Source organism: Cupriavidus basilensis, assembly GCF_029335485.1.
GTDB classification, from domain to species: Bacteria; Pseudomonadota; Gammaproteobacteria; order Burkholderiales; family Burkholderiaceae; genus Cupriavidus; species Cupriavidus basilensis_E.
Genome location: NZ_JARJLM010000598.1, coordinates 1 through 24,901, shown reverse-complemented (window position 1 = coordinate 24,901; position 24,901 = coordinate 1). Strand labels below are relative to the sequence as shown.

The 24,901-nt window shown below is 66.6% G+C and carries 23 protein-coding genes; 14 read left to right on the top strand and 9 right to left on the bottom strand.

The window, feature by feature from the left end; genetic code table 11:
- From P3W85_RS37085 to P3W85_RS37050, 8 genes are all read right to left on the bottom strand, one after another.
- The gene (locus tag P3W85_RS37085; protein ID WP_276268449.1) at positions 1-1,161 is read right to left on the bottom strand and encodes a transporter substrate-binding domain-containing protein; all 1,161 of its coding nucleotides are present in this window, start codon (positions 1,159-1,161) and stop codon (positions 1-3) included.
- 51 nt (positions 1,162-1,212) lie between these two features.
- Positions 1,213-2,490, bottom strand: coding sequence for an amidase (locus P3W85_RS37080; RefSeq protein WP_276268448.1), 1,278 nt, complete (start codon positions 2,488-2,490; stop codon positions 1,213-1,215).
- A gap of 115 nt (positions 2,491-2,605) precedes the next feature.
- Positions 2,606-3,313, bottom strand: a complete 708-nt coding sequence (locus tag P3W85_RS37075; protein ID WP_276268447.1) for a branched-chain amino acid ABC transporter ATP-binding protein — start codon at positions 3,311-3,313, stop codon at positions 2,606-2,608.
- On the bottom strand, positions 3,310-5,112 hold the full coding sequence (locus tag P3W85_RS37070; RefSeq protein ID WP_276268453.1) for an ABC transporter permease subunit: 1,803 nt from the start codon (positions 5,110-5,112) through the stop codon (positions 3,310-3,312). Before P3W85_RS37070 ends, P3W85_RS37075 begins: the two co-directional genes overlap by 4 nt.
- A gap of 34 nt (positions 5,113-5,146) precedes the next feature.
- Positions 5,147-5,980 carry a branched-chain amino acid ABC transporter permease gene (locus P3W85_RS37065; RefSeq protein ID WP_017226439.1) on the bottom strand — a complete coding sequence of 278 codons (834 nt, stop codon included), beginning with the start codon at positions 5,978-5,980 and terminating at the stop codon, positions 5,147-5,149.
- Positions 5,981-6,052: 72 nt separating this feature from the next.
- A complete protein-coding gene (locus P3W85_RS37060; protein ID WP_276268446.1) occupies positions 6,053-7,219 on the bottom strand; it encodes a substrate-binding protein in 1,167 nt (388 codons plus the stop codon).
- A gap of 91 nt (positions 7,220-7,310) precedes the next feature.
- Positions 7,311-8,207 (bottom strand): nitrilase family protein, encoded by an 897-nt coding sequence (locus P3W85_RS37055; RefSeq protein ID WP_276268445.1) that lies wholly within the window; start codon positions 8,205-8,207, stop codon positions 7,311-7,313.
- Between the two features lie 348 nt (positions 8,208-8,555).
- The gene (locus tag P3W85_RS37050) at positions 8,556-9,602 is read right to left on the bottom strand and encodes a GntR family transcriptional regulator (protein ID WP_276268444.1); all 1,047 of its coding nucleotides are present in this window, start codon (positions 9,600-9,602) and stop codon (positions 8,556-8,558) included.
- A gap of 275 nt (positions 9,603-9,877) precedes the next feature.
- On the opposite strand from P3W85_RS37050, the gene P3W85_RS37045 reads away from it, so the two are divergent.
- From P3W85_RS37045 to P3W85_RS37025, 5 genes are read left to right on the top strand one after another with little or no spacing between them, the layout of a single operon-like run.
- The gene (locus P3W85_RS37045; RefSeq protein ID WP_017226443.1) at positions 9,878-10,561 is read left to right on the top strand and encodes an amino acid ABC transporter permease; all 684 of its coding nucleotides are present in this window, start codon (positions 9,878-9,880) and stop codon (positions 10,559-10,561) included.
- 39 nt (positions 10,562-10,600) lie between these two features.
- Positions 10,601-11,245, top strand: a complete 645-nt coding sequence (locus P3W85_RS37040) for an amino acid ABC transporter permease (protein WP_017226444.1) — start codon at positions 10,601-10,603, stop codon at positions 11,243-11,245.
- 34 nt (positions 11,246-11,279) lie between these two features.
- Complete coding sequence (locus P3W85_RS37035) at positions 11,280-12,008, top strand: amino acid ABC transporter ATP-binding protein (RefSeq protein ID WP_017226445.1); 729 nt, start codon at positions 11,280-11,282, stop codon at positions 12,006-12,008.
- Between the two features lie 47 nt (positions 12,009-12,055).
- Positions 12,056-12,853 carry a transporter substrate-binding domain-containing protein gene (locus tag P3W85_RS37030; RefSeq protein WP_017226446.1) on the top strand — a complete coding sequence of 266 codons (798 nt, stop codon included), beginning with the start codon at positions 12,056-12,058 and terminating at the stop codon, positions 12,851-12,853.
- 49 nt (positions 12,854-12,902) lie between these two features.
- Positions 12,903-14,471, top strand: a complete 1,569-nt coding sequence (locus P3W85_RS37025; protein ID WP_017226447.1) for a UxaA family hydrolase — start codon at positions 12,903-12,905, stop codon at positions 14,469-14,471.
- Positions 14,472-14,492: 21 nt separating this feature from the next.
- Here P3W85_RS37025 and P3W85_RS37020 read toward each other — a convergent pair whose 3' ends face one another.
- Entirely contained in the window at positions 14,493-15,269 is a 777-nt protein-coding gene (locus P3W85_RS37020) for a GntR family transcriptional regulator (RefSeq protein WP_035810965.1), read from the bottom strand.
- Between the two features lie 104 nt (positions 15,270-15,373).
- Between P3W85_RS37020 and P3W85_RS37015 the strand changes: the two genes are divergently transcribed.
- The 9 genes from P3W85_RS37015 (at position 15,374) to P3W85_RS36975 (ending at position 24,892) form a co-directional block, all read left to right on the top strand.
- A complete protein-coding gene (locus P3W85_RS37015; RefSeq protein WP_276268443.1) occupies positions 15,374-16,156 on the top strand; it encodes an SDR family oxidoreductase in 783 nt (260 codons plus the stop codon).
- 61 nt (positions 16,157-16,217) lie between these two features.
- A complete protein-coding gene (locus P3W85_RS37010) occupies positions 16,218-17,150 on the top strand; it encodes a 3-keto-5-aminohexanoate cleavage protein (protein ID WP_017226449.1) in 933 nt (310 codons plus the stop codon).
- Between the two features lie 103 nt (positions 17,151-17,253).
- Entirely contained in the window at positions 17,254-18,573 is a 1,320-nt protein-coding gene (locus P3W85_RS37005; protein ID WP_017226450.1) for an MFS transporter, read from the top strand.
- A 499-nt stretch (positions 18,574-19,072) separates the two neighbouring features.
- Positions 19,073-20,266 (top strand): urea ABC transporter substrate-binding protein, encoded by a 1,194-nt coding sequence (gene urtA, locus P3W85_RS37000; protein ID WP_276268442.1) that lies wholly within the window; start codon positions 19,073-19,075, stop codon positions 20,264-20,266.
- Positions 20,267-20,353: 87 nt separating this feature from the next.
- The gene (urtB, locus tag P3W85_RS36995; RefSeq protein WP_017226452.1) at positions 20,354-21,256 is read left to right on the top strand and encodes an urea ABC transporter permease subunit UrtB; all 903 of its coding nucleotides are present in this window, start codon (positions 20,354-20,356) and stop codon (positions 21,254-21,256) included.
- A 4-nt stretch (positions 21,257-21,260) separates the two neighbouring features.
- Positions 21,261-22,310: an urea ABC transporter permease subunit UrtC gene (gene urtC, locus P3W85_RS36990; protein ID WP_276268441.1), complete on the top strand. Its 1,050-nt coding sequence runs from the start codon at positions 21,261-21,263 to the stop codon at positions 22,308-22,310.
- A gap of 32 nt (positions 22,311-22,342) precedes the next feature.
- On the top strand, positions 22,343-23,110 hold the full coding sequence (urtD, locus tag P3W85_RS36985) for an urea ABC transporter ATP-binding protein UrtD (RefSeq protein WP_017226454.1): 768 nt from the start codon (positions 22,343-22,345) through the stop codon (positions 23,108-23,110).
- A gap of 15 nt (positions 23,111-23,125) precedes the next feature.
- Positions 23,126-23,815 carry an urea ABC transporter ATP-binding subunit UrtE gene (gene urtE, locus P3W85_RS36980; RefSeq protein ID WP_017226455.1) on the top strand — a complete coding sequence of 230 codons (690 nt, stop codon included), beginning with the start codon at positions 23,126-23,128 and terminating at the stop codon, positions 23,813-23,815.
- 39 nt (positions 23,816-23,854) lie between these two features.
- Entirely contained in the window at positions 23,855-24,892 is a 1,038-nt protein-coding gene (locus P3W85_RS36975; protein WP_276268440.1) for an aliphatic amidase, read from the top strand.
- Positions 24,893-24,901: the final 9 nt, after the last annotated feature.

The window sequence follows — 24,901 nt, the reverse complement described above, 5'->3', positions numbered from 1 at the left end:
TCACTCCAGCCAGAAGTCGGCAAAGCCGTAGGTCGACAGGTAAGGGTCCGGCTTGACCGGTTCCTTGCCCTGCCACACCACGTCGAAGCGGCCGTCGGCGCGGCAGATGCCGATGCGCGGCGTCAGCACGCAGTGATTGTTCTCTCGATCCACGCTGAGCGATCCCTCGGGAGATTCAAAACGGACATTATGCGCGGCCTGCACCAGCTTGCGGGTATCGAGGCTGCCGCAGCGCTCCAGGGCGCGGGCGAAGAGGTGTACCTGGTTGTAGGCGGCCTCGCTCCACATGCTGGTGGGACGGTCGCCGAAGCGCTGGCGCCAGCGCGCGATGAAGTGCCGGTTGCTGTCGTTGTCGAGGGTGTCGAAGTAAGTGGCCGAGGTGATATGCCCATGGCACAGTTCGGGGCCGATCAGCCGGATCTCCTCCTCGGCCATGGTGAGGCTGGCGATGGGCATTCGCTGCGGGTCCAGGCCGTGCTCGCGGTAGAGCCGGTAGAAGCGGCGCGCGGCATCGCCGATCAGCGTGGAGAAGACCACGTCGGGCTCGATCCGCGCGATATCGCGTACCACCGCGTCCAGTTGCGCCTCGCCGGCATCGCTGGGCAGGTAGACCTCGTCGAGAATCTCGCCGCCGTGCTGCTCCACCATCTCGCGCATGATGCGGTTGGTTTCGCGCGGGTAGACGTAGTCGGCGCCTACCAGGTAAAACGCGGAGCAATCGTGCTGCAGCAGGTAGGCCGCCAGTTGCATGCTGTTCTGGTTGGGCACGGCCGCGGTGTAGATGACGTTGGGCGAGTATTCGAAGCCTTCATAGATCGAGCAGTACCAAAGCAGCGCGTTGGTGCGTTCCACCACCGGCAGCACCGCTTTGCGCGACGACGAGGTGGAGCAGGCGAAGATCACGTTGAGATCGTCTTCCAGCAACATGCGGGCGGCCAGGCGGCGGTACTCCTCCGGATCGCCCTTGGGGTCGTAGACCAGCGGATCGAGCGGGCGGCCCAGCACGCCGCCGAGTGCGTTGATCTCCTCGATGGCCAGCGCGGTGCCGAAGAAGTGCTCGGTCTCGGTGACCGCGGTGAAGCCGCTGCGGGAATACAGTACGCCGATGCGCCAGCCTTGGGCGGTGCTGTCTCTGGCGGGTGTGGCGTGGTTGTCGCTCATGGTGTCGGCTCGCTGAAGATGGTGGATCGCAGCAACGTTGGCGCGGGCGGATCATGCGTGACGCAGCAATGCGTTCTCGACGAAGGCAGCGCTCGCCAGGGTGCGCGCATCGTCGCCGCGGCGGCCGATCACCTGGATGCCGAGCGGCGCGCCGTGGTCGCCGTGCAGGCCAGGCACGCTTACGCACGGCGTGCCCAGCAAGGTCCAGTTGCGGTTGAAGGCCGGATCGCCGGTGGTGGCCAGTCCCTCGGGTGCCTCATCCGGCGCGCTGGGCGTGAGCAGCGCATCGATGCCGCCAAACCAGTCGTTGCACTGGCCGCGGGCGGCTTCGGCCTGCGCGCAGGCGGCCAGGTAGGTGCCGGTATCGATTGCGCCGGCGCGCGCCAGGAAGTCGCGCAGCTTCGATGTTAGCTGATCGCGATGGCGATCGTATTCGTAGCCCAGGGTGCGGCTGGACTCGTATCCCTGGATGGTGGCGTGGGCGTCGGAAAGCGCCGCCATCCACGGCGCGAGGCGCAGCGGGCGCACGGTGCCGCCGGCGCGCTCGATGGCGCGTATTGCGCTGGCCAGTGCCCGCGCGGCGTTGGCCGATGGCGCGCCCCAGGGATAACTGTCGGGCACGCCGAAGACCGGCGCGCCCGGCAACGGCGACGGCACCGCCAGCCGCTGCCCTGACAAGGCCTGCGCCAGGTAGGCAGCGTCGCGCACGCCGGCCGCGAACAGGCCCACGGTGTCGAACGACCAGGAGAAGCATTTGATGCCGGCGGTAGGCAGCATGCCGAAGCTCGGTTTGTAGCCGGCGATGCCGCAGAACGCGGCGGGCCGGATGGTGGAGCCGCCGGTCTGCGTGCCCAGCGCGAACGGCGCGAAGCCGGCCGCCACCGCCGCGGCCGAGCCCGAGGACGACCCGCCCGCGGTGCGCGCCGGCGCACTGGGGTTGCGTGTGGGCACGGCGGCCATATAGGCAAACTCGCAGGTCACGGTCTTGCCGGCCAGCGCGGCGCCCTGGCGCCGCAGCAGCGTAGCCACCGCGGCGTCCGCCGCCGGGCGGTGGCCCTGGTAGATGGCCGAGCCATAGGCGGTGGGCAGATCGCGTGTATCGATGATGTCCTTGAGCAGTACCGGCAAGCCGCCCAGGGGACCATGCGCGGCGTCGGAAGCGGCCAGCAGGCTGGCCTCGTCCGTTACGGCGGTGAGCGCGTTCAATTGCGGGTCGAGCGCGTGCATGCGCGCCAGGCATTCGCGCAGGTAGTGGCGGCGCGCCTGCTCGTTGCCTTCCAGCTGGCGCAGCAGGGTGAGCGCGGAGATGGGCTGGTAGAGCGCGTTCATGCGTGGTCCGCCTGCAGGCCAAGGCGTATCCCATCGGGGATGCTGGCGGGAATGTCGCCGGGATTGCCGCTGGGAATGCCGCCGGGAATCGAGGGGTTCGAGGGAATCGTCATGCTCATACTCTCAGGTGATCGAAGATGACGCCGGCGGCGCCCGCGGATTTTGCATTGCCCCGGTCGATGATCTCGCCTTGCTTGAGTACCAGGTAGCGGTCGGCCACCTGCAAGGCGAACGGCACGTTCTGCTCGACGATCAGCATGGTGGTGCCATGGCGCTGCCTTTCCCATAGCAAGGCCTGGGCCAGGCGCTCGATGACCGAGGGCTGGAGGCCCTCCGTGATTTCGTCGAGCAGGATGATGGCGGGCCGCATCATCAGGGCCCGCGCCACCAGCAGCATCTTCTGCTCGCCGCCCGAGAGCGTGCCGGCGGGCTGGCGCAAGCGGTTGGCGAACACCGGGAAGACGGGCTCGATCTCGGCGAAGCGCGCCGCGAACAGCGCTTCCCGCGCCAGCCCCAGGCGCAGGTTGTCGCGCACGCTGAGGTCCTGGAACAGCGCATGCTCCTGTGCCGCGTAGGCAACGCCGCAGCGCGCGATGCGGTAAGGGGGCAGGTTGGTGACCGGGTGGCCTTGCACGTGCACGCTGCCATCCAGCTGCGGCAGGTAGCCCATGACGGTCTTGAGCAGCGTGGTCTTGCCCATGCCGTTCTTGCCAAGCAGGGCCACGGCCTCTCCTGGCGCGATCGAGAGCGAGAGATCGCGCAGCACCACGGCGTTCCGGTAGCCGCTGGTGACGGCCTGCAGTTCGAGAGCGGGTTGGATCATGCTGCCTCCCCTTCGCCGCGGCCTGCGTGATCGGCGGCGTGCGCGCTGCCGGCGTAGATGGTCTTGACCAGCGCGGAGTTGACCACTTCGTCGAAGCTGCCCTGCATCACGATGCTGCCCTGATGCAGCACCACGATGCGCGTGGCGATCTCCTGCACGAAGTCCAGGTCGTGCTCCACCAGCAGGCAGCATAGCCGGTAGCGATGGGCCAGCGCTGCCAGCGCCTGGCCGATGCGGCTGCGTTCGGTCTTGGTGAGACCCGCGGTGGGTTCGTCGAGCAGCACGATGCGCGGCTCCAGTGCCAGCACCATGGCCAGTTCCAGCGCCTGTTGTTCGCCGTGCGAGAGATCGTGCGCGACCGTGTCGAGCTTGGCGTCGAGCCCGGTGGTGCGCACCACGTCGAGTGCATAGGGCGGCAGCGTCAGCACCGGCGAGGCGCGCAGCCAGGAGGGACGCTGCGCGATGGTGCCGGCAATGCGCAGGCACTCGGCCACGGTCAGGGTTTCGAACACATTGGCGTTCTGGAACTTGCGCCCGAGGCCGAAGCGCACGCAGTGCTCGGGCGGCAGCTGGCGGATGTCGTGCCCGCACAGCCGCACCTGGCCGGCGGAGCGTTCGGTTCCGTCGCTCAGGCAGCGCATTAGCGTGGTCTTGCCGGCGCCGTTGGGGCCGATCAGCCCGACCAGTTCCCCGGCACGGGCTTGCAGCTCGATGCCCTGCAGCACCTTGAGGCTGCCGAAGTGCTTGGCTACGCCGCGCATGCGCAGGGCCGGCTCGCCGGTGTCGGCGGCGGTGGCCGGCGCAGGCACGGCGCGCTCCGCCAAAGCCGGCGGCACAGCCGTGCGCCGACCCAGTCCGAACGGCGCCAGCAGAAGCGGCACCAGTCCGCGCGGCAGCAGTACGATCACCAGCACGAAGGCAGCGCCGAGGATCAGCTGCCAGGCGAACGGCATGCTGCTGCTCAGGTAGGCAGTGGCCACATTGATCAGCACGGCGCCGATCACCGGCCCCCACAGCGTGCCGCGCCCGCCAAGCGCCACCCAGATGATGAGCTCGGTGCCGAGCACGAAGCCGCCCAGCTCCGGCGCCACCACGCCGCTGAAGGCGCCATAGCCGAAACCCGCTGCGCCGGCAACGGCGGCGGTGGCCACCAGCAGCGCGATCTTGACCCAGGCGGTGCGAATGCCCAGGTAGTTGCAGCGCGCTTCGTTGTCGCGAATGGCGGTGAGCACGCGGCCGCCGTCACTGCGTACCGCCACCCAGGCCAGCAGCGTCACCGCTGCCAGCGCCGCGCCGGCGATCCAGTACCACGCCTCCAGCGAGAGGTCGAAGGTTTCGTAGCCGGTCAGGCCGGAACTGGAGCCGGTCCAGGTGCCGGCCGACAGCAGCGACTGGGTCAGCACGATCGGGAGCACGAGCGAGATCACCGTGGCGAAAAACGGCGAGGCGCCGTGGTAGAACGACAACCAGCCTGCCAGGGCCGCCACGGCGGCCGCCGCGGCAACCGCCAGCGCCAGCGCCAGCAGCGCGTTGGCGGCGGAGAAACCGGCGTGGGTAAACACCAGGCCGGCGGCATAGGCGCCGATGCCGAAGAATGCCGATTGCCCGAACGTGAGATAGCCGGTGTAGCCCCACAGCACGTCGACTGTGACCGCCACCATGGCAAAGAAGAAGGCCTTGATCAGGATGTTGAGCAGATAAGCGTCGAACACCCAGGGGCCAGCCACCAGCAGGACCGCGCCGGCCAGCCCGAGTGCGGCTGCGCCGCGTGCGCTGGTGCGGCGCCGGCGAGGCGCCATGGCCGTGTCGAGGCCGGCGGGAGGAGCATGTGTATCAGCCATGGGCGAATCCCCTGGGGCGAATGCGCAGTGTGAGCGCGGCCAGGACGGCAATGGTCAGGCCGCCCAGTACCGGGTTGAGATAGGTGCTGACCAGCACCTGGCAGGCGCCGAATACCACGCAGGTCAACAGCAGGCTGAGCATGGAGTGGCCGGACACCATCACCAGCATGAAGGCGCTGACCAGCCACGGCAGACCCATGGCGGGATCGACGCTGGACAGCGGCGTGATCAGCGCGCCGGCCAGCGCGCCCAGCCCGGCCCCCAGGCTGAAGGTGATGAAGCGCACCCTGCCCGAATGGATGCCGAGCCCGCGCGCGAGATCCTCGTTCATGATCACCGCGCGCGTCTTCACGCCGAAACGGGTACCGCTGAGCAGGCCGCTCATGGCCGCGCACAGCGCCAGCGCCACCGGTACCAGCAGCAAGCGGTAGGCCGAATAGCTGGTGCCGGCGATAGCGAGCGCGCCTTGCACCGGGGGCTCCACGAACTGGACCTCGCGGCCGAACGCCATCACGATGAGTTGCCCGATCACGATGCCCAGGCCCCAGGTGGCCAGGATGGCATCGAGCGGGCGCTTGTAGAGCGGACGCACGATCGCGCTTTCCACCAGCATGCCCACCACGACGCCAGCCAGCATGGCCAGCGGGAGGCCCAGCAGGGGCGGCAGCTTGAGCTGCGTGACGACGAAGCTGGCGTAGGCGCCCAGCGTCAGCAGCGCGCCGTGGGCGAAGTTCACGATCTTCATCACCCCGAAGATCATCATCAGCCCGGCGGTGACGATGAACAGCACCGCCGCGGTGGTCAGTATGTCCAACAGCAACACCATAGGTTCTCTCCACTCCAGTGGCTGCACGCGTGGCCGGCTCGCCGCAGGCGGGCGGCCACGCCGGATGCTTGCTTACTTCAGGTTAGGACATTGCGGGCCTGGATCGACACTGGGGAAGGTTTCCAGGATCTTGATGGAACCGTCTGCCTGCACCTGGCCAAGCCGCATCGACAGCGGGGTGTGCCGGCTCTTGTTCATTTGCACCGTGCCGCGCGGCCCGTTGAACGAGACCTGGCTCAGCGCGGCCACCACCTTGACGGGATCGGTGGAGCCCGCTTTTTCAACGGCGGCCTTGTAGAGGTAGAAGGCTTCGTATTGCGGCTCCGACAGCTCGTTGGGCGTCTTCATCTGGTTGCCGAACTTCTTGCTCAGCGCGTCCATGAATTTCCTGTTCTCGGGCGTGTCGATACCGGTCAGGTAGGAGGCCGACAGATAGATGCCGGTGGCCACGTCGCCCATGGTCCTGGCGGTGCCTTCGTCGATGGCCAGGTTGGCATAGGGCAACGTCATGCCGGCGCCCTTCAGCTGCTTGGCCAGCGACACATTGGGGGCGCCGCCGGCGGTGGCGCTGATCAGCGCGTCGGCGCCGGCGCCGCGGATCTTGGACAGGATCGGCGTCCAGTCGGCGCCGTCGATCGGCAGGTACTCCTCCCCCACTACCTTGCCGCCTTGCTGCTGGATGTACTTGCGGGTGAATTCCAGCATGCCGCGCCCGAAGGCGTAGTCGTTGCCTACCAGGAAGAAGTTCTTCGTGCCCTTTTGCCGGGTGAAGTAGTCCACCACCGGCGCCACCTGCTGCTCCGGCACCCAGCCGTTCACGTGCATCCACGGGCTGCACGAGCGTCCTTCGTAGAACGAGGTGTAGATGTAGGGCACGCGGCCGCGCGCCACGATCGGCAGGCCGGCATTGCGGGCGGCGCTGGTCTCCATGGCCAGGATGGCATCGACCTTCTTCTGGAACACCAGCGAATCGTAGGCCTTCTGCGCACCCACCGCGCCCGAGGCATCGTCGGCGATCTCGAGCTGCAGCTGCCGGCCGAGAATGCCGCCGGCGGCATTGATCTCGTCGACCGCGAGTTGCGACGACTGCACTACCGCCGGCGCGATGACGCTGTTGGCGCCGGACAGGCCCACCGGCACGCCGATCTTGATCGGGCCGGCGGCGGATACGGCGGTGGCGCACAGCGCGCCGCAGGCGGCGATAGCGCCTGTGATCAGGCGGAGGGAGCGTGGATGCATGTTGTTCTCCTGGGGGCTGGTGGTAATGACGGTGGCTATGGCGATGTCAGGGCAATCGGGTCGCGGCAAGTTGCGGGGTGCGGGCAAGGCGCTAGTGGCGCGGCAACGGCCAGCCGGTCCCGAGCATGGGGTCGTAGAGGTCGTCGCGCCGGTCGCGCAATACATGGTTGAAGGCGTTCAGGTGGCGCGCATGGCGCGACTGGCGCAGATTGATGCGGGCATAGAGGATTTCCTCCTCGCTGGCGCTTGCCGGGCCTGCCAGCGGCCAGCCCTCGGCGCTGACGATCAGGCTGCGTCCGATGAAGGCCTGGCCGCGCTCCGTGCCGACGCGGTCGGCGCAGACGATGTTCACGCCGTTGCTGTGCGCGCCCGCCATGGCCAGTACATTGGCCATGGCGGTCTGCTGCTGCGCCTGGCCCGGCATCGGCACCCAGTTGGTCGGCATGCAGACGATGTCGGCACCTTGCATTGCCAGCAGCCGGTACACCTCGGGAAACCAGCCGTCGTAGCAGATCGCCACAGCCAGGCGGCCGATGCGCGTATCGAAAATCGGCAGGCCGAGGTTGCCCGACTCGAAGAACAGGTGCTCGTCGCCCCACAGGTGCAGCTTGCGGTAGCTGCCCAGGTAGCCGTCGGGCCCGGCCACCAGCGCCGAGTTGTAGAGCCGGTTGCCATCGCGCTCGGCGATGCCGGCCACGATATGGATGCCCAGCCGCCGGGCGGCTTCGATCCAGCCGCTCGCGCAGGCGCCGCCGGGCAGTGGCTCGGCCAGCGCGAAGGCTTCGTCGCGGCTGTGGAAGACGTAGCCGCTATTCGCCAGTTCGGGCAAGACCACCAGGGCCGCGCCGGCCGCCGCCGCTTCTTCGATCATTTGCAGCGAGCGGGAGAGGTTGCCGGCGCTGTCGCCCACGCGCGGCTCCATCTGGATGCTTGCGACAATGGTGTCAGGGAAAGCACCGGCGTGGTGCAGGGCTTGCGATATCTCCATTACGTCTCCAAAAAACAAAAAGCCCCCGACCACGCTTGTCGCGTAAGTCGGGGGCTTTCATAGCCATCCAGTTTGAGCAGCAGTCCTGCTGCCGTGGTCATCGTGCCTGCCGTCATGGCTAGGCGACCACAGACAAAGGCTAGCGGCTGGCGTGGGGAGGTGTCAAGCGGTGTTCTTTGGTCGAGGGTTTTCCCTTGGGCGCCGCAAGCCAACCGGACCGTCCGTCATCGTCAGATGGCCAACGACCCGCGCGCGCCTTCCGAAGCCATGCGGGCGGCGACGACGGTGAGCAGCGCCATCAGCATCGCGCAGACCGCCGCGCGGCAGGCGGAACCCCGCCGCGCCAGCTCACGCGATATACGAAACCTCGGGCAGCGCGAACGTCTCGCGCACCAGCGCCGCGCGCCGGGTCACTTTCTCGCACGACAGTTCCAGGTGGTCGCGCAGCAGGTCGGCAGCCTTGCGCGGTGCGCCGTCGGCGGCGGCCTGCAGTACGCCGATATGCTCGGATATGAACGGGTCGGCCTCCGGCATCGGCGTCGACACGCCCAGCACATGCTTGCTCAGCGTGAGGATGCAGCGCGTGCGCTGCAGGCTGCCCAGCAATTCCTTGTTGGGGCATTGCGAGAGCAGGCGCACGTGCAGGTCGTGTTCCAGCTGGTCCATGGCGGTGCGGCTGACCTTGGGGTAGACGCGCTGCGCCTTGTGCAGGTCGGCGATCATGGCTTCGATCTCCGCCCTGCCGGCATGGCCGATGGCCGCGCGCAGCGCTGCCGGCTCCACCAGCGAGCGCAGTTCGTAGAGATCGTGGATGCGCTGCGCGTCCAGCGGGGTGATGACCCAGCGCAGGCGCTCGTCCTTCTCCAGGATGCCCAGGCTTTCCAGGCGCAGCAGCACGTCGCGCACCACGGTTCGCCCCACATTGAAGTGCCGGGCGAGTTCGACTTCATTGACGCGGTAGCGGCCGAACACCGATAGGTGCACCAGGTCGCGCTCCACTTCGTCGTAGATCACTTCCCAGCCCAGGGTCTTGCGCGCGACGTCGGGCGCGCTTTCCACGCCGAGCATGGCGGGGGCCAGCGGGATGCGCATGGGCGCGGTGCCGGCGGGACCGGCCACGAAGCCGCGGCCTTCGAAACGGCTGACCAGCCCGTCGGCTTCCAGCTCGCGCAGGGCCTGGCGCACGGGCGAGCGCGTGGAGCGCAGGATCTCGGCCAGATGCCCTTCGAGCAGTACCGTGCCCTGCGCAAGCGAGCCTTCCACGATGGCCTTGCGCAGCAGTTCGATCATGACGGCGTAGATCGGCGCATGCCGATGCGCTTCGTCGGCTTCCTGCGCGGCTGGGAAGGGGGCGGCGCGCTTGTCTTGTCGCGCGGCCGTCGGTGAACTCGGCACGTTGTCTCCGGAACGGTTGGCTGGTGGGGTGGGATCGGCGCGGCCATCAGGCCGGCGCCGCTCGTCTATCCATAAGTATCGGCGATCTGCCCTGGCACGCGGTATCGGGCGATGCATGGGGCGGATGATACACGGGTATCTCCTTATGTTGACCATTGTCGGCAATAGTCATATATTTCGATCCATGCCGGATCGCCAGCGCGCGCCCGGACTTGCGAATACGAGAGACAGGGCGCCGGCCAGCGTGGCGTCATAAACAAAAGAGCGCATCCCCGATGGACTACCAGTTCGATTTCAGCTTCCTGTCCGCCAACTGGCGCGACCTGCTCGATGGGGCCTGGCTGACCGTGCGCATGTCGGCGGCCACCATCGTGCTGGGCTTTGTGCTGGGGACGGCGCTCGCCGTGGTGCGCACGCAGGGGCCGGCCTGGGCCCGGCGCTGCGTCACGGCTTATGTGGATGTGATTCGCAACACGCCGCTGGTGATCCAGGCCTTCTGGCTGTTCTTCGGGCTGGCGGCGGTGCATGTGCGGGTGCCGGCCATGGCGGCGGCGGTGGTGGCGCTGGTGGTCAATGTGTCCGCCTACACCACGGAGATCGTGCGCGCGGGGATCGAGTCGGTGCCGCGCGGACAGCTGGAGGCGGCATCCTGCCTGGGGCTGTCGCGCTGGCAGATGCTGCGCCTGGTGGTATTGCCGCAGGCGGTGGAGCGCATGTATCCGGCGCTGATCAGCCAGTTCGTGCTGATGATGCTGGCCACTTCCATCATGTCGCAGATCTCGGCGGAAGAACTCACGGCGGTGGGTTACCGCATCCAGTCCGAGACCTTTCGCGGCTTCGAGATCTACATCGTCATCGCGCTGGTCTACCTGGTGCTGTCCTGGCTGCTGCGGTTGTCGATGGCGGGCGTGGGCGCCCTGGCCTTCACGCGCCGCCGGCGCTTGAAGACCCCTCTCTGATTCTTCCAACGTGCTGTTTTCGACGCGGAGCCAAGCATCATGTCCAGCCTTTCCCTGGATCAAGTCCTGTTCATCCTGCGCGGCGCGGGCTGGACGCTGCTGCTGTCGGCCATGGGCTTTCTCGGCGGCGCGCTGGTGGGATTGCCGCTGGCCCTGGCGCGCAGCCGCGGCGCCCGCGTGCTGCGCACGGCGACCGGCGTGTTCGTGCAGCTGGTGCAGGGCGTGCCGCTGCCGGTGATCATGTTCGTGGTGTACTTCGGCATCAGCGTGGGCGGCTTCGACCTGCCCGCGCTGGTGGCCGCCGGCATCGCCATGACGGCGTATGCCAGCGCCTACCTGGCCGAGATCTGGAAAGGCTGCATCCAGGCCGTGCCCCGCACGCAGTGGGAGGCGGCCGAATGCCTGGCCCTGACCCCGCTGCAGCGCGTGGTGCACGTGATCCTGCCGCAAGCCGCGCGCATCGCGGTGGCGCCGACGGTGAGCTTCCTGGTGCAGATCGTGAAGAACTCCTCGTACGCGGTGGTGATCGGCTTCTTCGACCTGACCTATTCGGCGCGGGTGGTGAACAACTCCACCTTCGAGCCCTTCGTGGTGTTCTCGATCGCCGCCTTGCTCTATTTCGCCATCTGCTATCCGCTGTCGACGCTGTCGTACCGGCTGGAGCGGCGTTTCAAGCGGGTTTGAACTCGCGAGAGCCAAAAGAAACATGGAGACAAGCATGGAAGACATCGTCCGCTTCGACAAGGTCAGCAAATCCTTCGGGCAGGTGGAGATCCTCAAGGGCGTGAGCTTCTCGGTGCGCGCCGGCGAGGTGGTGGCGCTGATCGGCCGCAGCGGCTCGGGCAAGAGCACGGCCCTGCGCTGCATCAATGGGCTGGAGCGCGTCAGCGGCGGCGCGCTGCACGTATGCGGGCGCGCCATGCACGACGGCAACGTGGCGCTGGGCGAGCTGCGCAAGGAAGTGGGCATCGTCTTCCAGAGCTACAACCTGTTCCCGCACCTGACCGTGGAAGAGAACGTCATGCTGGCGCCGCGCAAGGTCAAGCGCGCCGGCAAGCAGGAGGCACGCGAGCTGGCCATGCATGTGCTCAGGCAGGTGGGCATGGAAGAACGGGCCACCTATTACCCGGAGCAGCTGTCCGGCGGCCAGCAGCAACGCGTGGCGATTGCCCGCTCGCTGGCCATGCAGCCGCGCCTGATGCTGTTCGACGAGGTGACTTCGGCGCTGGACCCGGAGCTGACCGGCGAGGTGCTCAGGGTGATCGAGCGCCTGGCCGATGACGGCATGACCATGGTGCTGGTCACCCACGAGATGGCCTTCGCGCGGTCGGTGGCGGACCAGATCATGTTCATGCACCAGGGCATCGTCTGGGAAGGCGGCAGCGGCAAGCTGCTGGATGCGCCGGCCACGCCCGAGCTGAAGCAGTTTGTCGGCAACGGCCTTTGACCACCGGAAGCCTTCGCCTCGCAACATACCAACAAGGAGACATCGACATGAACCTCAACCGCCGCGTCCTCGGCTCGCTCGCCGCCCTGCTGCTCGTGGGCCTCTCGGCCAGCGCCTGGTCCGACACGCTCGACACCATCAAGCAGCGCAAGAAGATCCTGGTTGCCGTGGATATCGGCGCCCCGCCCTACGGCATGCTCGATGGCCAGGCCAGACAGAGCGGTTCCGATGTGGACACCGCGCGGCTGCTGGCCAAGGACCTGGGCGTGGCACTGGAGATCGTGCCGGTGACCGGGCCCAACCGCGTGCCCTACCTGTTGACCAGGAAGGCCGACGTGGTGCTGGCTTCCTTCTCCGTGACGGACGAGCGCAAGAAGGTGATCGATTTCTCCGAGCCCTACGGCGTGGTGCCGGTGGTGGTGGGCGGACCGGCGCAAGCGAAGCTGAAGGCCTTTCCCGACCTGTCCGGCAAGACCATCGCCGTCACGCGCGGCACCACCGCGGACCAGGAACTCAGCCGCGGCGCCAAGGAAGTGCCGGGCGTGAACATCGTGCGCTACGAGGACGACGCCACCACCAACACCGCGGTCTCCACCGGCCAGCAGGATTATCTTGCCGCCGCCGTCAGCGTGATTCCGGTGGTGAAGAAGAGCAATCCGTCGCGCGACCTGGAAATCAAGTTCGTGATGAAGGCTTATCCGTACGCCATCGGCCTGCGCAAGGGCGATACGGCGCTGAAGAACTGGCTCGACGGCTGGGTCAGCACCAACCTGAAGAACGGCAGGATCAACGGCATCTACAAGCAGTATTTCGGCATGGCCCTGCCTGACGAGATGATCAAGTAACCACGGCGCAGATCGCCGCGCCGCCATTCACACCGCGAGTATCCATCCCATGAGCACAGACACCCTAGCCGCTGCCCCAGCGCACGCCCCGCGTACGTCGCGCACCATCCGGCTGCACGCCGATGACGATGTGGTCATCGCCCGCGACCAGATGGTGGCCGGCACGCCCGTCGCCGAGGAGGGGGTGACCGTGATCGGCCTGATTCCGCCCGGCCACAAGATTGCCACCCGCGCGATTGCGCAGGGCGAGGCGGTACGGCGCTACGGCCAGATCATCGGCTTTGCCAGCCAGGACATCCGCGCCGGGCAGCATGTGCATACGCACAACCTGGCGATGGGCGATTTCACGCGCGACTATGCCTACAGCGCCGAGACCCGCGCGGTGCAGGCGGAGGCCGAGCCGGCCACCTTCGACGGCATCGTGCGCGCCGATGGCAGCGTGGCCACCCGCAACTACATCGGCATCCTGACTTCCGTGAACTGCTCGGCGACGGTGGCGCGCGCCATTGCCGACCATTTTCGCCGCGACATCCACCCGCAAGCGCTGGCGGCCTATCCCAATGTGGACGGCGTGGTGGCGCTCACGCACGGCGTGGGCTGCGCGGTCGATCCGCAGGGCGAAGGGCTGGCCGTGCTGCAGCGGACCCTGGGCGGCTATGCCTGCCATCCCAACTTCGCCAGCGTGCTGGTGATCGGGCTGGGCTGCGAGACCAACCAGATTTCCGCGCTGCTGGCCACGCAGGGGCTCACCCACAGCGAGCGGCTGCAGACCTTCACCATCCAGGACACGGGGGGGACCACCAGGACGATTGCCCACGGCATCGAACTGATCAAGGCCATGCTGCCGCAGGCCAATGCGGTGCAGCGCCAGCCGGTGCCGGCGCGGCACCTGGTGGTGGGCCTGCAATGCGGTGGCTCGGATGGCTATTCCGGCATTTCGGCCAACCCGGTGCTGGGCGCGGCGGTGGACCTGCTGGTGCGCCACGGCGGCACCGCCATCCTGTCGGAAACGCCGGAGATCTATGGCGCCGAGCACCTGCTGACGCGCCGCGCGCAAACGCCGGAGATCGGGCGCAAGCTGGTGGCGCGCATCCGCTGGTGGGAAGCCTATTGCGAGCGCCACGGCGCCAGCATGGACAACAATCCCTCCGCCGGCAACAAGGCGGGCGGCCTGACGACCGTGCTGGAGAAATCGCTGGGAGGCATCGCCAAAGGCGGCTCCACCAATCTTGCCGAAGTGTACGAATACGCGCAGCCGGTGCGTGCGCGCGGCCTGGTCTTCATGGATACGCCGGGCTACGACCCGATCTCCGCCACCGGCCAGGTGGCGGGCGGCGCCAACCTGATCTGCTTCACCACGGGGCGCGGCTCGGCGTATGGCTGCGCGCCCTCGCCCTCGGTCAAGCTCGCCACCAACACCGCGCTGTGGCAGCGTCAGTCGGACGACATGGACCTCAACTGCGGCACGGTGCTGGATGGCAGCGCCACCATCGCGCAACTGGGTGCCGAGTTGTTCCAGCTGATGCTGGACACGGCGTCCGGCAAGCGTTCCCGCAGCGAGCTGCATGGCTATGGGCAGAACGAATTCGTGCCCTGGCAGCTGGGGGCGATTACCTGAAGGGGAGGGGTGCCGGCCTGCTCAGGCCGTCTTGCGCCCGCCGCCTGCGCGGCGGGCGGTCTTCGAGGCCGGCTTGCCCGCGCCGGGCACCGGCTCATCCAGCGCATCGGCCGCCAGCAGCACGCCCGCGGACACGATGTATTCCGCCGCGCTTTCGATATCGCCCCGCAGCGCGGCCCTCGCCGCGCCACCATCCTTGCGCTTCAGCGCCGCGACCAGACGGGCATGATGGTTGACGGCCACTTGCTCGCCCACGCGGCGCGAGCCGGAGCGCAGGTCGTGGTTCAGGATCGGGCCGATGCGCAGCCACAGCGCTTCGATCATCTGCAGCAGGATCGGCATGCCCGCGCCCTTGTAGACGGCGAAATGCAATTCCTTGTTGACGGCGATCAGCCGTGAGCAGTCCGGCTTCGGCCTGGCCATCTCTTCCGCGAAGCGCTCGTGCAGGGCGCCGATCTGCTGTATCGCGGCGTCGCCCAGGTGCCCGGCCGCCTGCTCCGTCGCCAGCCCCTCCAGGTTGATCCGGATGCTGGTGATCTCCCGGAACTGGCTCACGCTCATGATCGGCACGCGCAGGGCGCGGTTCGGCGTCAGCTCCAGCGCCTGTTCGGCCACCAGGCGGTGGACCGCTTCGCGCACCGGCATCACGCTCACGCCCAGGGCAGCGGCGGTGCTGCGCAGCGAGATCTGCTCGCCGGGCATCATGTGCCCGCTCATCAGCAGTTCTCTCAGTTGCACATAGACATCGCCGCTCAGGGTCTGGCGCTTTAACGGGGTGACAAGTTCGGGCAGGGACATGAATCGATCATAGCACATAGGGTATTCCCGATTTGCGATCTGTGATCACAGATATAGTATGGCTGCCGTGGATGCCGATCGGCGCATCCAAGGAGCTGACGACTATGTGGAATGACGAATCCCTGGCGGGCAAGCGGGTCCTGGTGACCGCGGGCGCCGACGGTATCGGGCTGGAAATCACGCGCGCCTTCGTGGAAGCCGGCGCGCGCGTGCTGGTGTGCGATGTGCAGGAGGCCGGCCTGGCGCGTCTGGCGGCTACGCTGCCCGCGGTGCACGGCTGCCGCGCCGATGTATCGAGCGAGGCCGACGTGGCGGCGCTGTTCGAGGCCGCCGACCGCACGCTCGGCGGCCTCGACGTGCTGGTGAACAATGCCGGCGTGGCGGGCCCCACCGGCGGGGTCGAGACCCTGGCCCTGGCCGACTGGGAGCGCACGCTGGCGGTCAATATCACCGGCCAGTTCCTGTGCGCCCGTCTCGCCGTGCCCCGGCTTCGCCGTGGCAGGCAGCCCGCCATCGTCAACCTGTCCTCCGCCGCCGGCCATCTGGGCATGCCCGGGCGCTCGGTCTACTCGGCCTCCAAATGGGCGGTGGTGGGCTTCACCAAATCACTGGCGCTGGAATTGGGCGCCGACGGCATCCGCGTCAATGCGGTACTGCCGGGCGCGGTCGACGGGCCGCGCATCCGCGCGGTGATCGCGGCAAAGGCCGAGGCGCTGGGCCAGCCGCTGGAAGACGTCACGCGCGCCTACACCGCGCAAGCCGCGCTGGGCCGCATGGTGACGGCGCGCGACATCGCCAACATGGTGCTGTTTGCCTGCAGCGGCCTGGCCGCCAATGTCACCGGCCAGGAACTGGTGGTCGATGGCCTCACGCAAGCGTTGAGCTGACGCCGGCCGCCGCACCCGCACCGATCCTGCACCGACTAACCGATTTCATACGGAGCCCGCCATGGCAGCCCGATCCAAAGCCATCATCACCTGCGCCCCAACCGGCGCGATCCACACCCCCAGCATGTCGCCGTACCTGCCGGTGAGCGCCGACGACATCGCCACGGCGGCCATCGATGCGGCCCGGGCCGGCGCCGCCATCCTGCACCTGCACGCGCGCGATCCCAAGGATGGACGCCCCTCGCAGGACCCCGAACTGTTCCGGCCCTTCCTGTCGAAGATCAAGGCCGCCACCAATGCCGTGATCAACATCACCACCGGCGGCAGCCCCCACATGAGCGTGGAGGAGCGCATGCGCCCCGCCACCACGTTCAAGCCGGAGCTGGCCTCGCTGAACATGGGCTCGATGAACTTCGGCCTGTTCCCGATGCTGGAGCGCTTCAAGGAATTCAGGCACGAATGGGAGCGCCAGCATCTGGAGAACAGCCGCGACCTGATCTTCAAGAACACCTTCAGCGACATCGGGAACATCCTGGAGATCGGCAACGCCAACGGCACGCGCTTCGAGTTCGAGTGCTACGACATCAGCCACCTGAACAACCTGAAGCACTTCCTTGACCGCGGCCTGGTCAAGGCGCCCGTGTTCGTACAGTCGGTCTTCGGCATCCTGGGCGGCATCGGTGGCGATCCGGAAGACCTGATGCATATGCACCGGACCGCGAACCGGCTGTTCGGCGACCAGTACCGCTGGTCGATCCTCGGCGCCGGCCGCAACCAGATCCCGCTGGCCACCATCGGCGCGGCGATGGGCGCCGACGTGCGCGTCGGCCTGGAGGACTCGCTGTGGATCGGCCCCGGCCGGCTGGCGGCTTCCAGCGCCGAGCAGGTGCTGCGCATCCGCAGCGTGCTCGACGCGTTGAATATCGATGTCGCGACCCCGGACGAGGCGCGCGAGATGCTGGATCTGAAGGGCGCAGCAAACGTGGCCTTCTGACGGCAGGCGAGCCGCCTCGCAAAAGCAGCACCACACGCGGACGCAGGAGGCCTTCGACGCCTCCCGAAAACCGAACAAGTACCGCCGACAGGAGACACAGGTCATGTCAACCACTTATGTGCAACCCGCACGGGAAGCGCCGCTCGCCGATCATCGCTCGCTGAACGCGCTGTTGTTCAGGAAGCTGATGCCGCTGCTGGTGCTGGCCTATGTGATCAGCTTTCTCGACCGCACCAATATCGCGCTGGCGAAGAGCCATATCGCGGTTGACCTGGGCATCTCCGCGGCGGCCTATGGGCTGGGCGCGGGTTTGTTCTTCCTCAGCTACGCGCTGCTGGAGGTCCCGAGCAACCTGATCATGCATCGGGTGGGCGCGCGTTTCTGGATCACGCGCATCATGGTCACCTGGGGCTTGTTGTCCGCGGGCATGGCCTTCGTCAGCGGCGAGACCTCGTTCTATGTCATGCGCCTGCTGCTGGGCGCGGCCGAGGCCGGGTTGTTCCCCGGCGTGATGCTTTACCTCACCTACTGGTTCGGCCGCAAGGAACGGGCGCGCGCAACGGGCTATTTCCTGCTGGGCGTGTGCATTGCCAACATCCTCAGCGGACCGCTCGGCGGCGCGCTGCTGCAGATGGACGGCGTGCTGGGCTGGCGAGGCTGGCAATGGATGTTCGTGCTGGAGGGCCTGCCGGCGGTGGCCTTTGCCTTCGTGGTGTGGAAGAAGCTGCCGGACGGCCCCGCCAGCGCAACCTGGCTGTCCCCCGAAGAAGCACGGGAGGTCGAGCGCCGCCTGGCGGCGGAGCAGGCCGAGGAAGCAAGCGCCGGACATGTCGGGCATTCGTTCCGGGGCTGCCTCGCCGACCGCCAGATCTGGCTCGCGATCTTCGTGTACTTCTGCCACCAGATCAGCATCTACACCGTGATCTTCTTTCTGCCGGGCATCATCGGCACCTATGGCAAGCTGTCGCCCCTGCAGGTCGGCATGCTCAACTCCTTGCCGTGGATCGCCGCGGCGCTCGGGGCAGCCACGCTGCCGCGCCTGGCCAGCAACCCGCGGCGCTGCCGCCGCATGCTGGTGGCCGGGCTTGCCGTGATGTCCGCCGGCCTGTTGCTCGCGGCCTATGCGGGGCCGGTGGTCGCCATGGTGGGTTTCAGCCTGACGGCATCCATGTTCTTCGTGGTCCAGTCGGTGATCTTCCTCTTTCCGTCCTCGCGCCTTGCCGGCGTGGCGCTGGCGGGCGGCCTGGCGCTGGTCAATACCTGCGGTCTGGTGGGTGGCTTTATCGGCCCGTCGGTCATGGGCGTGATCGAGCAGGCCACGGGCAGTACCAGGAACGGCCTGATCATCATCGCCGGCATGCTGGTGCTCGCCGCGCTGGCCAGTATGCGGCTGCGCCAGGGGCAGGAGCGGGGGGCGGCGTGAGTGGCGTGAGCGGCGATTGCCATCGGCCCGGCGCCGCGCGGCCGGATGCATTGCACTGCGATCGTGCGGCACGCGGCCGGGCCGCACTCCAAAGGTGTTTCATGCACAACGGTAAAGCGGTGCCGCGGCGATGCGGCACGTTAGCGGGGAAATGCAGCGTAATCAGTGAAAGTACCTACGCTAAAAGCAAAACCTTATGCTATAAATCTCCCTAGACGAAATTTCGTCATTCGACATTCCGTACTCGCTGCCAATATCGCCAGCGGAGTGCAAAGGCAAAAAAGCCCGACCCGGTTCTACCGGTTCGGGCTTTTTGCGTTTTGTCGTTTCAATCGGAAATTTTTGGATGGACGTCGAGACGGCCAGTGGCGGAGCCTTGCCTGCAGAAAACGTCTCGCGCATCCGCTTTGGAGCGGCATGGCGGGCTTGCAAAAAAGCGCGCGGAGGTCTGCTCTGAATAGTACATCAATCGCCATTTATACGGACCAAGGAGCATCTGATGAGCCAGTTCAATCGCCGCAGATTCGTGCAAGCCGCCGGATCCATGATCGTCTTCGGTGCCGCGTCCAGCGCGCTGCTCGTGCCTCGCATCGCCCGGGCCGACGGCACCGTCAAGCTTGGGCTGCTGCACTCGCTGTCGGGCACCATCGCCATCGCCGAGGCCTCGCTCGTGGACGCCGAGAAAATGGCGGTCTACGAGATCAACGCCTCGGGCGGCGTGCTCGGCCGCAAGATCGAGATCGTGGTCGAGGACGGCGCGAGCGAGAACCCGATCTTTGCCGAGAAGGCGCGCAAGCTGCTGGAGCGCGACAAGGTCGCGGCCATTATCGGATGCTATACGTCCGCGTCCCGCAAGGCCGTGCTGCCGGCGCTGGCCCGCGCCAACGGGCTGCTCTTCTACCCGACCTACTACGAAGGACAGGAGCAGGACAGGCACGTGATCTACCCCTCGCAGGAGGCCACGCAGTCGGTGGTGGCGGCCGTGGACTGGATGTCGCGCGAGAAGGGCAAGACGATATTCCTGGTGGGTTCGGACTACATCTATCCCCGCACCTGCAACAAGATCGCAAAGGCGACCATCGCACGCCTGAACGGCAAGCTCGCGGGCGAGGAATACGCTCCGCTGGGCCACACCGAGTTCTCCTCGATCATCAACAAGATCAAGGCGGCCCGTCCCGATTGCATCTACAGCACGGTGGTGGGCGGCTCGAACGTCGCGTTCTACAAGCAACTGCGCGCGGCCGGCCTGGACGGCAGCAAGATCACCTTGCTCTCGACCGTGGTGTCCGAGAACGAGATCGAAGGCATCGGCAAGGACAACGCGGTTGGCTACTACGCGTGCATGGGCTATTTCCAGAGCCTCAAGAACCCGGCCAACGAGCGCTTCGTCAAGGCCTTCAAGGCCCGCTACGGCCAGGACCGCGTGATCGGCGACCCGATGGAGGTGGCCTACAACAGCGTCTACCTGTGGAAGCTCGCCGTGGAGAAGGCCGGGTCGTTCGATCCCGACAAGGTGCGCGCCGCCGCCGCGGGCATCGCCTTCGACGCGCCGGAAGGCACGGTGCGCATCCATGCCACCAACCAGCACGTCTGGAAGAAGGTCCGCGTGGGCAAGGCGCGGCCGGATGGCCAGTTCGACATCGTCTGGGAATCGCCCAACCCGATCGAGCCCAATCCGTTTCCAAAGCTTTGAACCCGCCGCGCCGGCCGTGCCGCGCCATGCCTGGCGGCACACCGGCTACCCGGTGGCGATGCCCCCATTTTTTTCCAGAGAACGAGCATGGACATAGACATCGTAGCGATGCAGGTCTTCAACGGCATCAGCCTGTTCACGATCCTGTTCCTGATGGCGATTGGCCTGGCCATCGTGTTCGGGCTGATGGGCGTCATCAATATGGCGCACGGCGAGCTGATGGCGCTTGGCGCCTACATGACCTACCTGACCGCGCGATGCTTCGAGACGCATGCGCCGCAGTGGATGGACGGCTATCTGTTCGCGGCCATTCCCGTGGCCTTCCTGACCACCTTCGCGCTGGGCTATGCGCTCGAGCGCGGTTTCATCCGGTTCTTCTATGACCGGCCGCTGGATACCCTGCTCGCCACCTGGGGCCTGAGCCTGATCCTGCAGCAGACCTATCGCTCGGTGTTCGGGCCGCAGGAAGTCAGCGTGCCGCTGGCCACCTGGCTGAGCGGCGCGTGGGAGCCGGTCCCGGGCATACAGCTGCCGCTGACGCGGATCTTCGTGATCGGCCTGACGGCGCTGGTGTCGCTGGGTGTGTACCTGCTGCTCTACCGCACGCGCTGGGGCTTGCGCGTGCGGGCGGTGACGCAGAACCGGGCCATGAGCAATGCGGTAGGGATCAACACCAACCGGGTGGACGCGGCCACGTTCGCCCTGGGGTCGGGGCTGGCCGGCATCGCGGGATGCGTCTTCACCATGATCGGCTCGACCAATCCCGGCACGGGGCAGCTCTATATCGTCGATTCCTTCATCGTGGTCGTCTTTGGCGGCGTGCAGAGCCTGATCGGAACCGCGCTGTCCGGATTCGCCATCGCGCAGTCCCAGACCACGCTCGAATACCTCATGAGCGGTTCGATGGCCAAGGTGGCGATCCTGCTGCTGGTGATCACGGCGCTGTACTTCCGGCCGAACGGCCTGTTCGCAAGAAAAACCCGCGGGTGATGCCATGACCTTTCCCCTACGAAAATCCGGCACCTTGCCGCTGGCATGCGTGGTACTGCTGCTGATCGTCGTGCTGCCGCTCGGCCTGGATGATTTCCGGCTGAGCCTGCTGAGCAAATACCTGTGTTTCTCCTTCGTGGCGATCGGGATCGTGCTGACCTGGGGCTACGGCGGCATTCTCAGCCTCGGGCAGGGCATCTTCTTCGGGTTGGGCGGCTACATGATGGCAATGTTCCTCAAGCTCGAAGCCTCGGCGCCGGCGTTGCCGGACTTCATGGTCTGGAGCAGCGTCGACAAGCTGCCGTTCTGGTGGGAGCCCTTCCATGGCATCGGCTTTACGCTGCTGATGATTCTCGCGGTGCCGGCGCTCCTTGCCTATGGCCTGTCCTACGCCATCTTCAAGCGGCGCGTCAGCGGCGTGTACTTCGCCATCGTGACGCTTTGCCTGGCCATGACCCTGACCGTGCTGATCGTCGGCCAGCAAGGCGATACGGGCGGCGCCAACGGCATCACGGATTTCCGCACCTTCCTGGGCATGGACATCGTCGGTGACGCCGCCAGGCGCAAGCTGTACTTCGTGCAGGCGGCGGCGGTCTCGGTGCTGATGCTGCTGGCGTCGCTGCTGCTGCGCAGCCGCTTCGGCAAGATCCTGATCGCCATCCGCGACAGCGAGGCCCGGGTTCGCTTCAGCGGCTACAACACGGCGCATATCAAGGCCTTTGTCTTCATGCTGGCGGCGGTGCTTTCCTCCATCGGCGGCGCCTTCTACACGCTGCAGGTCGGACTGATCTCGCCGAACGTGGCGGGCGTGGTGGCCTCGATCGAGATGGTGATCTTCGCTGCGGTGGGGGGACGGCTCTCGGTGCCGGGGGCCGTCGTGGGCGCCTTGCTGGTCGGCTTTCTCAAGTCCTATCTCTCGGAGACCTTCCCCGAGATCTGGCTCTATTTCCTGGGGGCCATCTTCATCCTGGTGGTCGTTGCGATGCCGAACGGGCTGGCCGGGCTGATGGCAGGCATGAGCAGGGCGCAGCCGAATGCGGGAGGGGCCAAATGAACGCGGAGCTCGATATGGACCGTCTAGCGCCTATGCCGGGCGGGGTGGGGGAGGTCTCCACCGCTTTGTCCGCCCTGCTGCGGGTGGATGCACTCACTGTGTCGTTCGACGGCTTTCGCGCCGTCGATCAGTTGAGCCTGCACATCGCGCCTTGCGAGCTGCGGGTGATCATCGGCCCCAACGGGGCCGGCAAGACCACGCTGCTCGACATGATCTGCGGCAAGACCCGGCCGTCTTCCGGCAAGGTGTGGTTCGAGGGGCAGGACCTGACCCAGCTCTCGGAGCACGAGATCGTGCGCGCGGGGGTGGGCCGGAAGTTCCAGACGCCATCGGTCTACGAGGACCTGACCGTCTTCGAGAATTTCGAGATCTCGATGCCCAGGGGGCAGGGCGTGCTGCAGTCGATCTTCTTTCGCCGCAGCCGGGCCGTGATCGACGAGATCGAGGCCGTCGCCGATACGGTGTTCCTGTGCGATCACCTTGAGCAGAAGGCCGGCAGGCTCAGCCACGGCCAGAAGCAGTGGCTTGAGATCGGCATGCTGCTGATGCAGGCCCCGAGGCTGCTGCTGCTGGACGAGCCCGTTGCCGGCATGAGCCCGCGCGAGCGCGAACTGACGGCCGAGCTGCTCAACCGCATCGCGCAAGGCAAGGCGGTCATCGTGATCGAGCATGACATGGATTTCGTCAAGCGGATCGCCAGGAAGGTGACCGTGCTGCACCAGGGACGCCTGCTCAGCGAGGGCACGGTGACAGAAGTCCAGGACGACCAGCGCGTGATCGATGTCTATCTGGGTCATTGAGTACAGGAGCACGCCATGCTTGAAGTCAGCCGTTTGAACGTTGCCTACCGTGAATCGCACGTCATCAAGGACATCTCGTTCTCGGTGCGGGAGCAGGAGTCCGTCGCCGTCATGGGGCGCAACGGCATGGGCAAGACCACCTTGCTCAAGGCGCTGATCGGCATGCTGCCTGCCAGGTCCGGGAGTATCCGGCTGAACGGCAGGGAGCTTGCCGATGCGCGGGGATACGAGCGGGTGCGGCAGGGCCTCGCGTTCGTGCCGCAGGGCCGGATGATCTTTCCGCAACTGACCGTGGAGCAGAACATCCTGACCGGCACCGAGTATTCCGGGTATCGCGCCGTGCCCGACTATATCTATCGCTGCTTCCCGGTGCTGGACGAGATGAAATCCCGCAAGGGCGGAAACCTGTCCGGCGGGCAGCAGCAGATGCTGGCGATCGCGCGCGCGCTGGTGTCCGATCCCAAGGTGCTGATCCTGGACGAGCCGACCGAGGGCATCCAGCCGTCGATCATCAAGGACATCGCCCGCACGCTCAACCTCCTGCGCAAGGAGCGGCAGTTCGCCATCGTCGTATCCGAGCAGGTCCTCAGCTTCGCGCTCGATCTGGCCGATCGTTTCCTCGTCATCGATGGCGGCAGGATCGTGCACGAAGAGGCGCGCGCCACGCTCGACCAGGACAAGGTCAGGTCATTCCTGACGGTTTGAATTTTCCCCCCTCCCCACACACTGGACAGGAGTATTGCAATGAGACACGGAGATATCGGCAGCACCAGCGATTGCGTCGGCGTAGCGGTGGTCAACTACAAGATGCCGCGGCTGCATACCAAGGCCGAGGTGATCGACAACGCGCGCAAGATCGCGGACATGCTGGTCGGCATGAAGCAGGGCCTGCCGGGCATGGACCTGGTGGTGTTCCCGGAGTACTCGACGCACGGCATCATGTACGACGCCCGCGAGATGTACGAGACGGCATCGGAGATCCCGGGCGCTGAGACCGAGATCTTCGCCGCGGCATGCCGCAAGGCCAACGTCTGGGGCGTGTTCTCGCTCACCGGCGAGCGCCACGAGGAGCATCCCGATAAGGCGCCGTACAACACGCTCATCCTGATGAACAACCAGGGCGAGATCGTGCAGAAGTACCGCAAGATCATGCCGTGGGCGCCCATCGAGGGCTGGTATCCGGGCGACTGCACCTATGTCTCGGAAGGGCCGAAGGGCATGAAGATCAGCCTGATCATCTGCGACGACGGCAACTACCCCGAGATCTGGCGCGACTGCGCCATGCGCGGCGCCGAGCTGATCGTGCGCTGCCAGGGCTATATGTATCCGGCCAAGGAGCAGCAGGCGATGGTGGCCAAGACCATGGCCTGGATGAACAATGCCTATGTGGCGGTCGCCAATGCGACGGGCTTCGACGGGGTGTATTCCTACTTCGGCGGCTCGTCGCTGATCGGGTTCGACGGGCGCGCGCTGGGCGAGTGCGGCACCGAGGAGATGGGCATCCAGTACGGGGAATTCTCCGTCAGCCTGATTCGCGATGCACGCAAGAACATGCAATCGAACAATCATCTGTTCAAGTTGCTGCATCGCGGCTACACCGGCAAGCTCAACTCCGGGGAAGGCGTCCAGGGCGTGGCCGCTTGCCCGTTTGAATTCTATGGCAAGTGGATCAACGATCCCGACGGCACGCGCAAGATGGTCGAGTCGCTGACCCGTTCCACGCTGGGCACGCCGGAGTGCCCGATCGAGGGCATTCCGCATGAAGCGGCGGCCCACCGCTAACGGCTGCAC

Bases quoted from the DNA above. Each gene is read 5' to 3' on its own strand.
- P3W85_RS37085 (WP_276268449.1), bottom strand. From the start codon at position 1,161: ATGAGCGACAACCACGCCACACCCGCCAGAGACAGCACCGCCCAAGGC.
- P3W85_RS37080 (WP_276268448.1), bottom strand. From the start codon at position 2,490: ATGAACGCGCTCTACCAGCCCATCTCCGCGCTCACCCTGCTGCGCCAG.
- P3W85_RS37075 (WP_276268447.1), bottom strand. From the start codon at position 3,313: ATGATCCAACCCGCTCTCGAACTGCAGGCCGTCACCAGCGGCTACCGG.
- P3W85_RS37070 (WP_276268453.1), bottom strand. From the start codon at position 5,112: ATGGCGCCTCGCCGGCGCCGCACCAGCGCACGCGGCGCAGCCGCACTC.
- P3W85_RS37065 (WP_017226439.1), bottom strand. From the start codon at position 5,980: ATGGTGTTGCTGTTGGACATACTGACCACCGCGGCGGTGCTGTTCATC.
- P3W85_RS37060 (WP_276268446.1), bottom strand. From the start codon at position 7,219: ATGCATCCACGCTCCCTCCGCCTGATCACAGGCGCTATCGCCGCCTGC.
- P3W85_RS37055 (WP_276268445.1), bottom strand. From the start codon at position 8,207: ATGGAGATATCGCAAGCCCTGCACCACGCCGGTGCTTTCCCTGACACC.
- P3W85_RS37045 (WP_017226443.1), top strand. From the start codon at position 9,878: ATGGACTACCAGTTCGATTTCAGCTTCCTGTCCGCCAACTGGCGCGAC.
- P3W85_RS37040 (WP_017226444.1), top strand. From the start codon at position 10,601: ATGTCCAGCCTTTCCCTGGATCAAGTCCTGTTCATCCTGCGCGGCGCG.
- P3W85_RS37035 (WP_017226445.1), top strand. From the start codon at position 11,280: ATGGAAGACATCGTCCGCTTCGACAAGGTCAGCAAATCCTTCGGGCAG.
- P3W85_RS37030 (WP_017226446.1), top strand. From the start codon at position 12,056: ATGAACCTCAACCGCCGCGTCCTCGGCTCGCTCGCCGCCCTGCTGCTC.
- P3W85_RS37025 (WP_017226447.1), top strand. From the start codon at position 12,903: ATGAGCACAGACACCCTAGCCGCTGCCCCAGCGCACGCCCCGCGTACG.
- P3W85_RS37020 (WP_035810965.1), bottom strand. From the start codon at position 15,269: ATGTCCCTGCCCGAACTTGTCACCCCGTTAAAGCGCCAGACCCTGAGC.
- P3W85_RS37015 (WP_276268443.1), top strand. From the start codon at position 15,374: ATGTGGAATGACGAATCCCTGGCGGGCAAGCGGGTCCTGGTGACCGCG.
- P3W85_RS37010 (WP_017226449.1), top strand. From the start codon at position 16,218: ATGGCAGCCCGATCCAAAGCCATCATCACCTGCGCCCCAACCGGCGCG.
- P3W85_RS37005 (WP_017226450.1), top strand. From the start codon at position 17,254: ATGTCAACCACTTATGTGCAACCCGCACGGGAAGCGCCGCTCGCCGAT.
- urtA (WP_276268442.1), top strand. From the start codon at position 19,073: ATGAGCCAGTTCAATCGCCGCAGATTCGTGCAAGCCGCCGGATCCATG.
- urtB (WP_017226452.1), top strand. From the start codon at position 20,354: ATGGACATAGACATCGTAGCGATGCAGGTCTTCAACGGCATCAGCCTG.
- urtC (WP_276268441.1), top strand. From the start codon at position 21,261: ATGACCTTTCCCCTACGAAAATCCGGCACCTTGCCGCTGGCATGCGTG.
- urtD (WP_017226454.1), top strand. From the start codon at position 22,343: ATGCCGGGCGGGGTGGGGGAGGTCTCCACCGCTTTGTCCGCCCTGCTG.
- urtE (WP_017226455.1), top strand. From the start codon at position 23,126: ATGCTTGAAGTCAGCCGTTTGAACGTTGCCTACCGTGAATCGCACGTC.
- P3W85_RS36975 (WP_276268440.1), top strand. From the start codon at position 23,855: ATGAGACACGGAGATATCGGCAGCACCAGCGATTGCGTCGGCGTAGCG.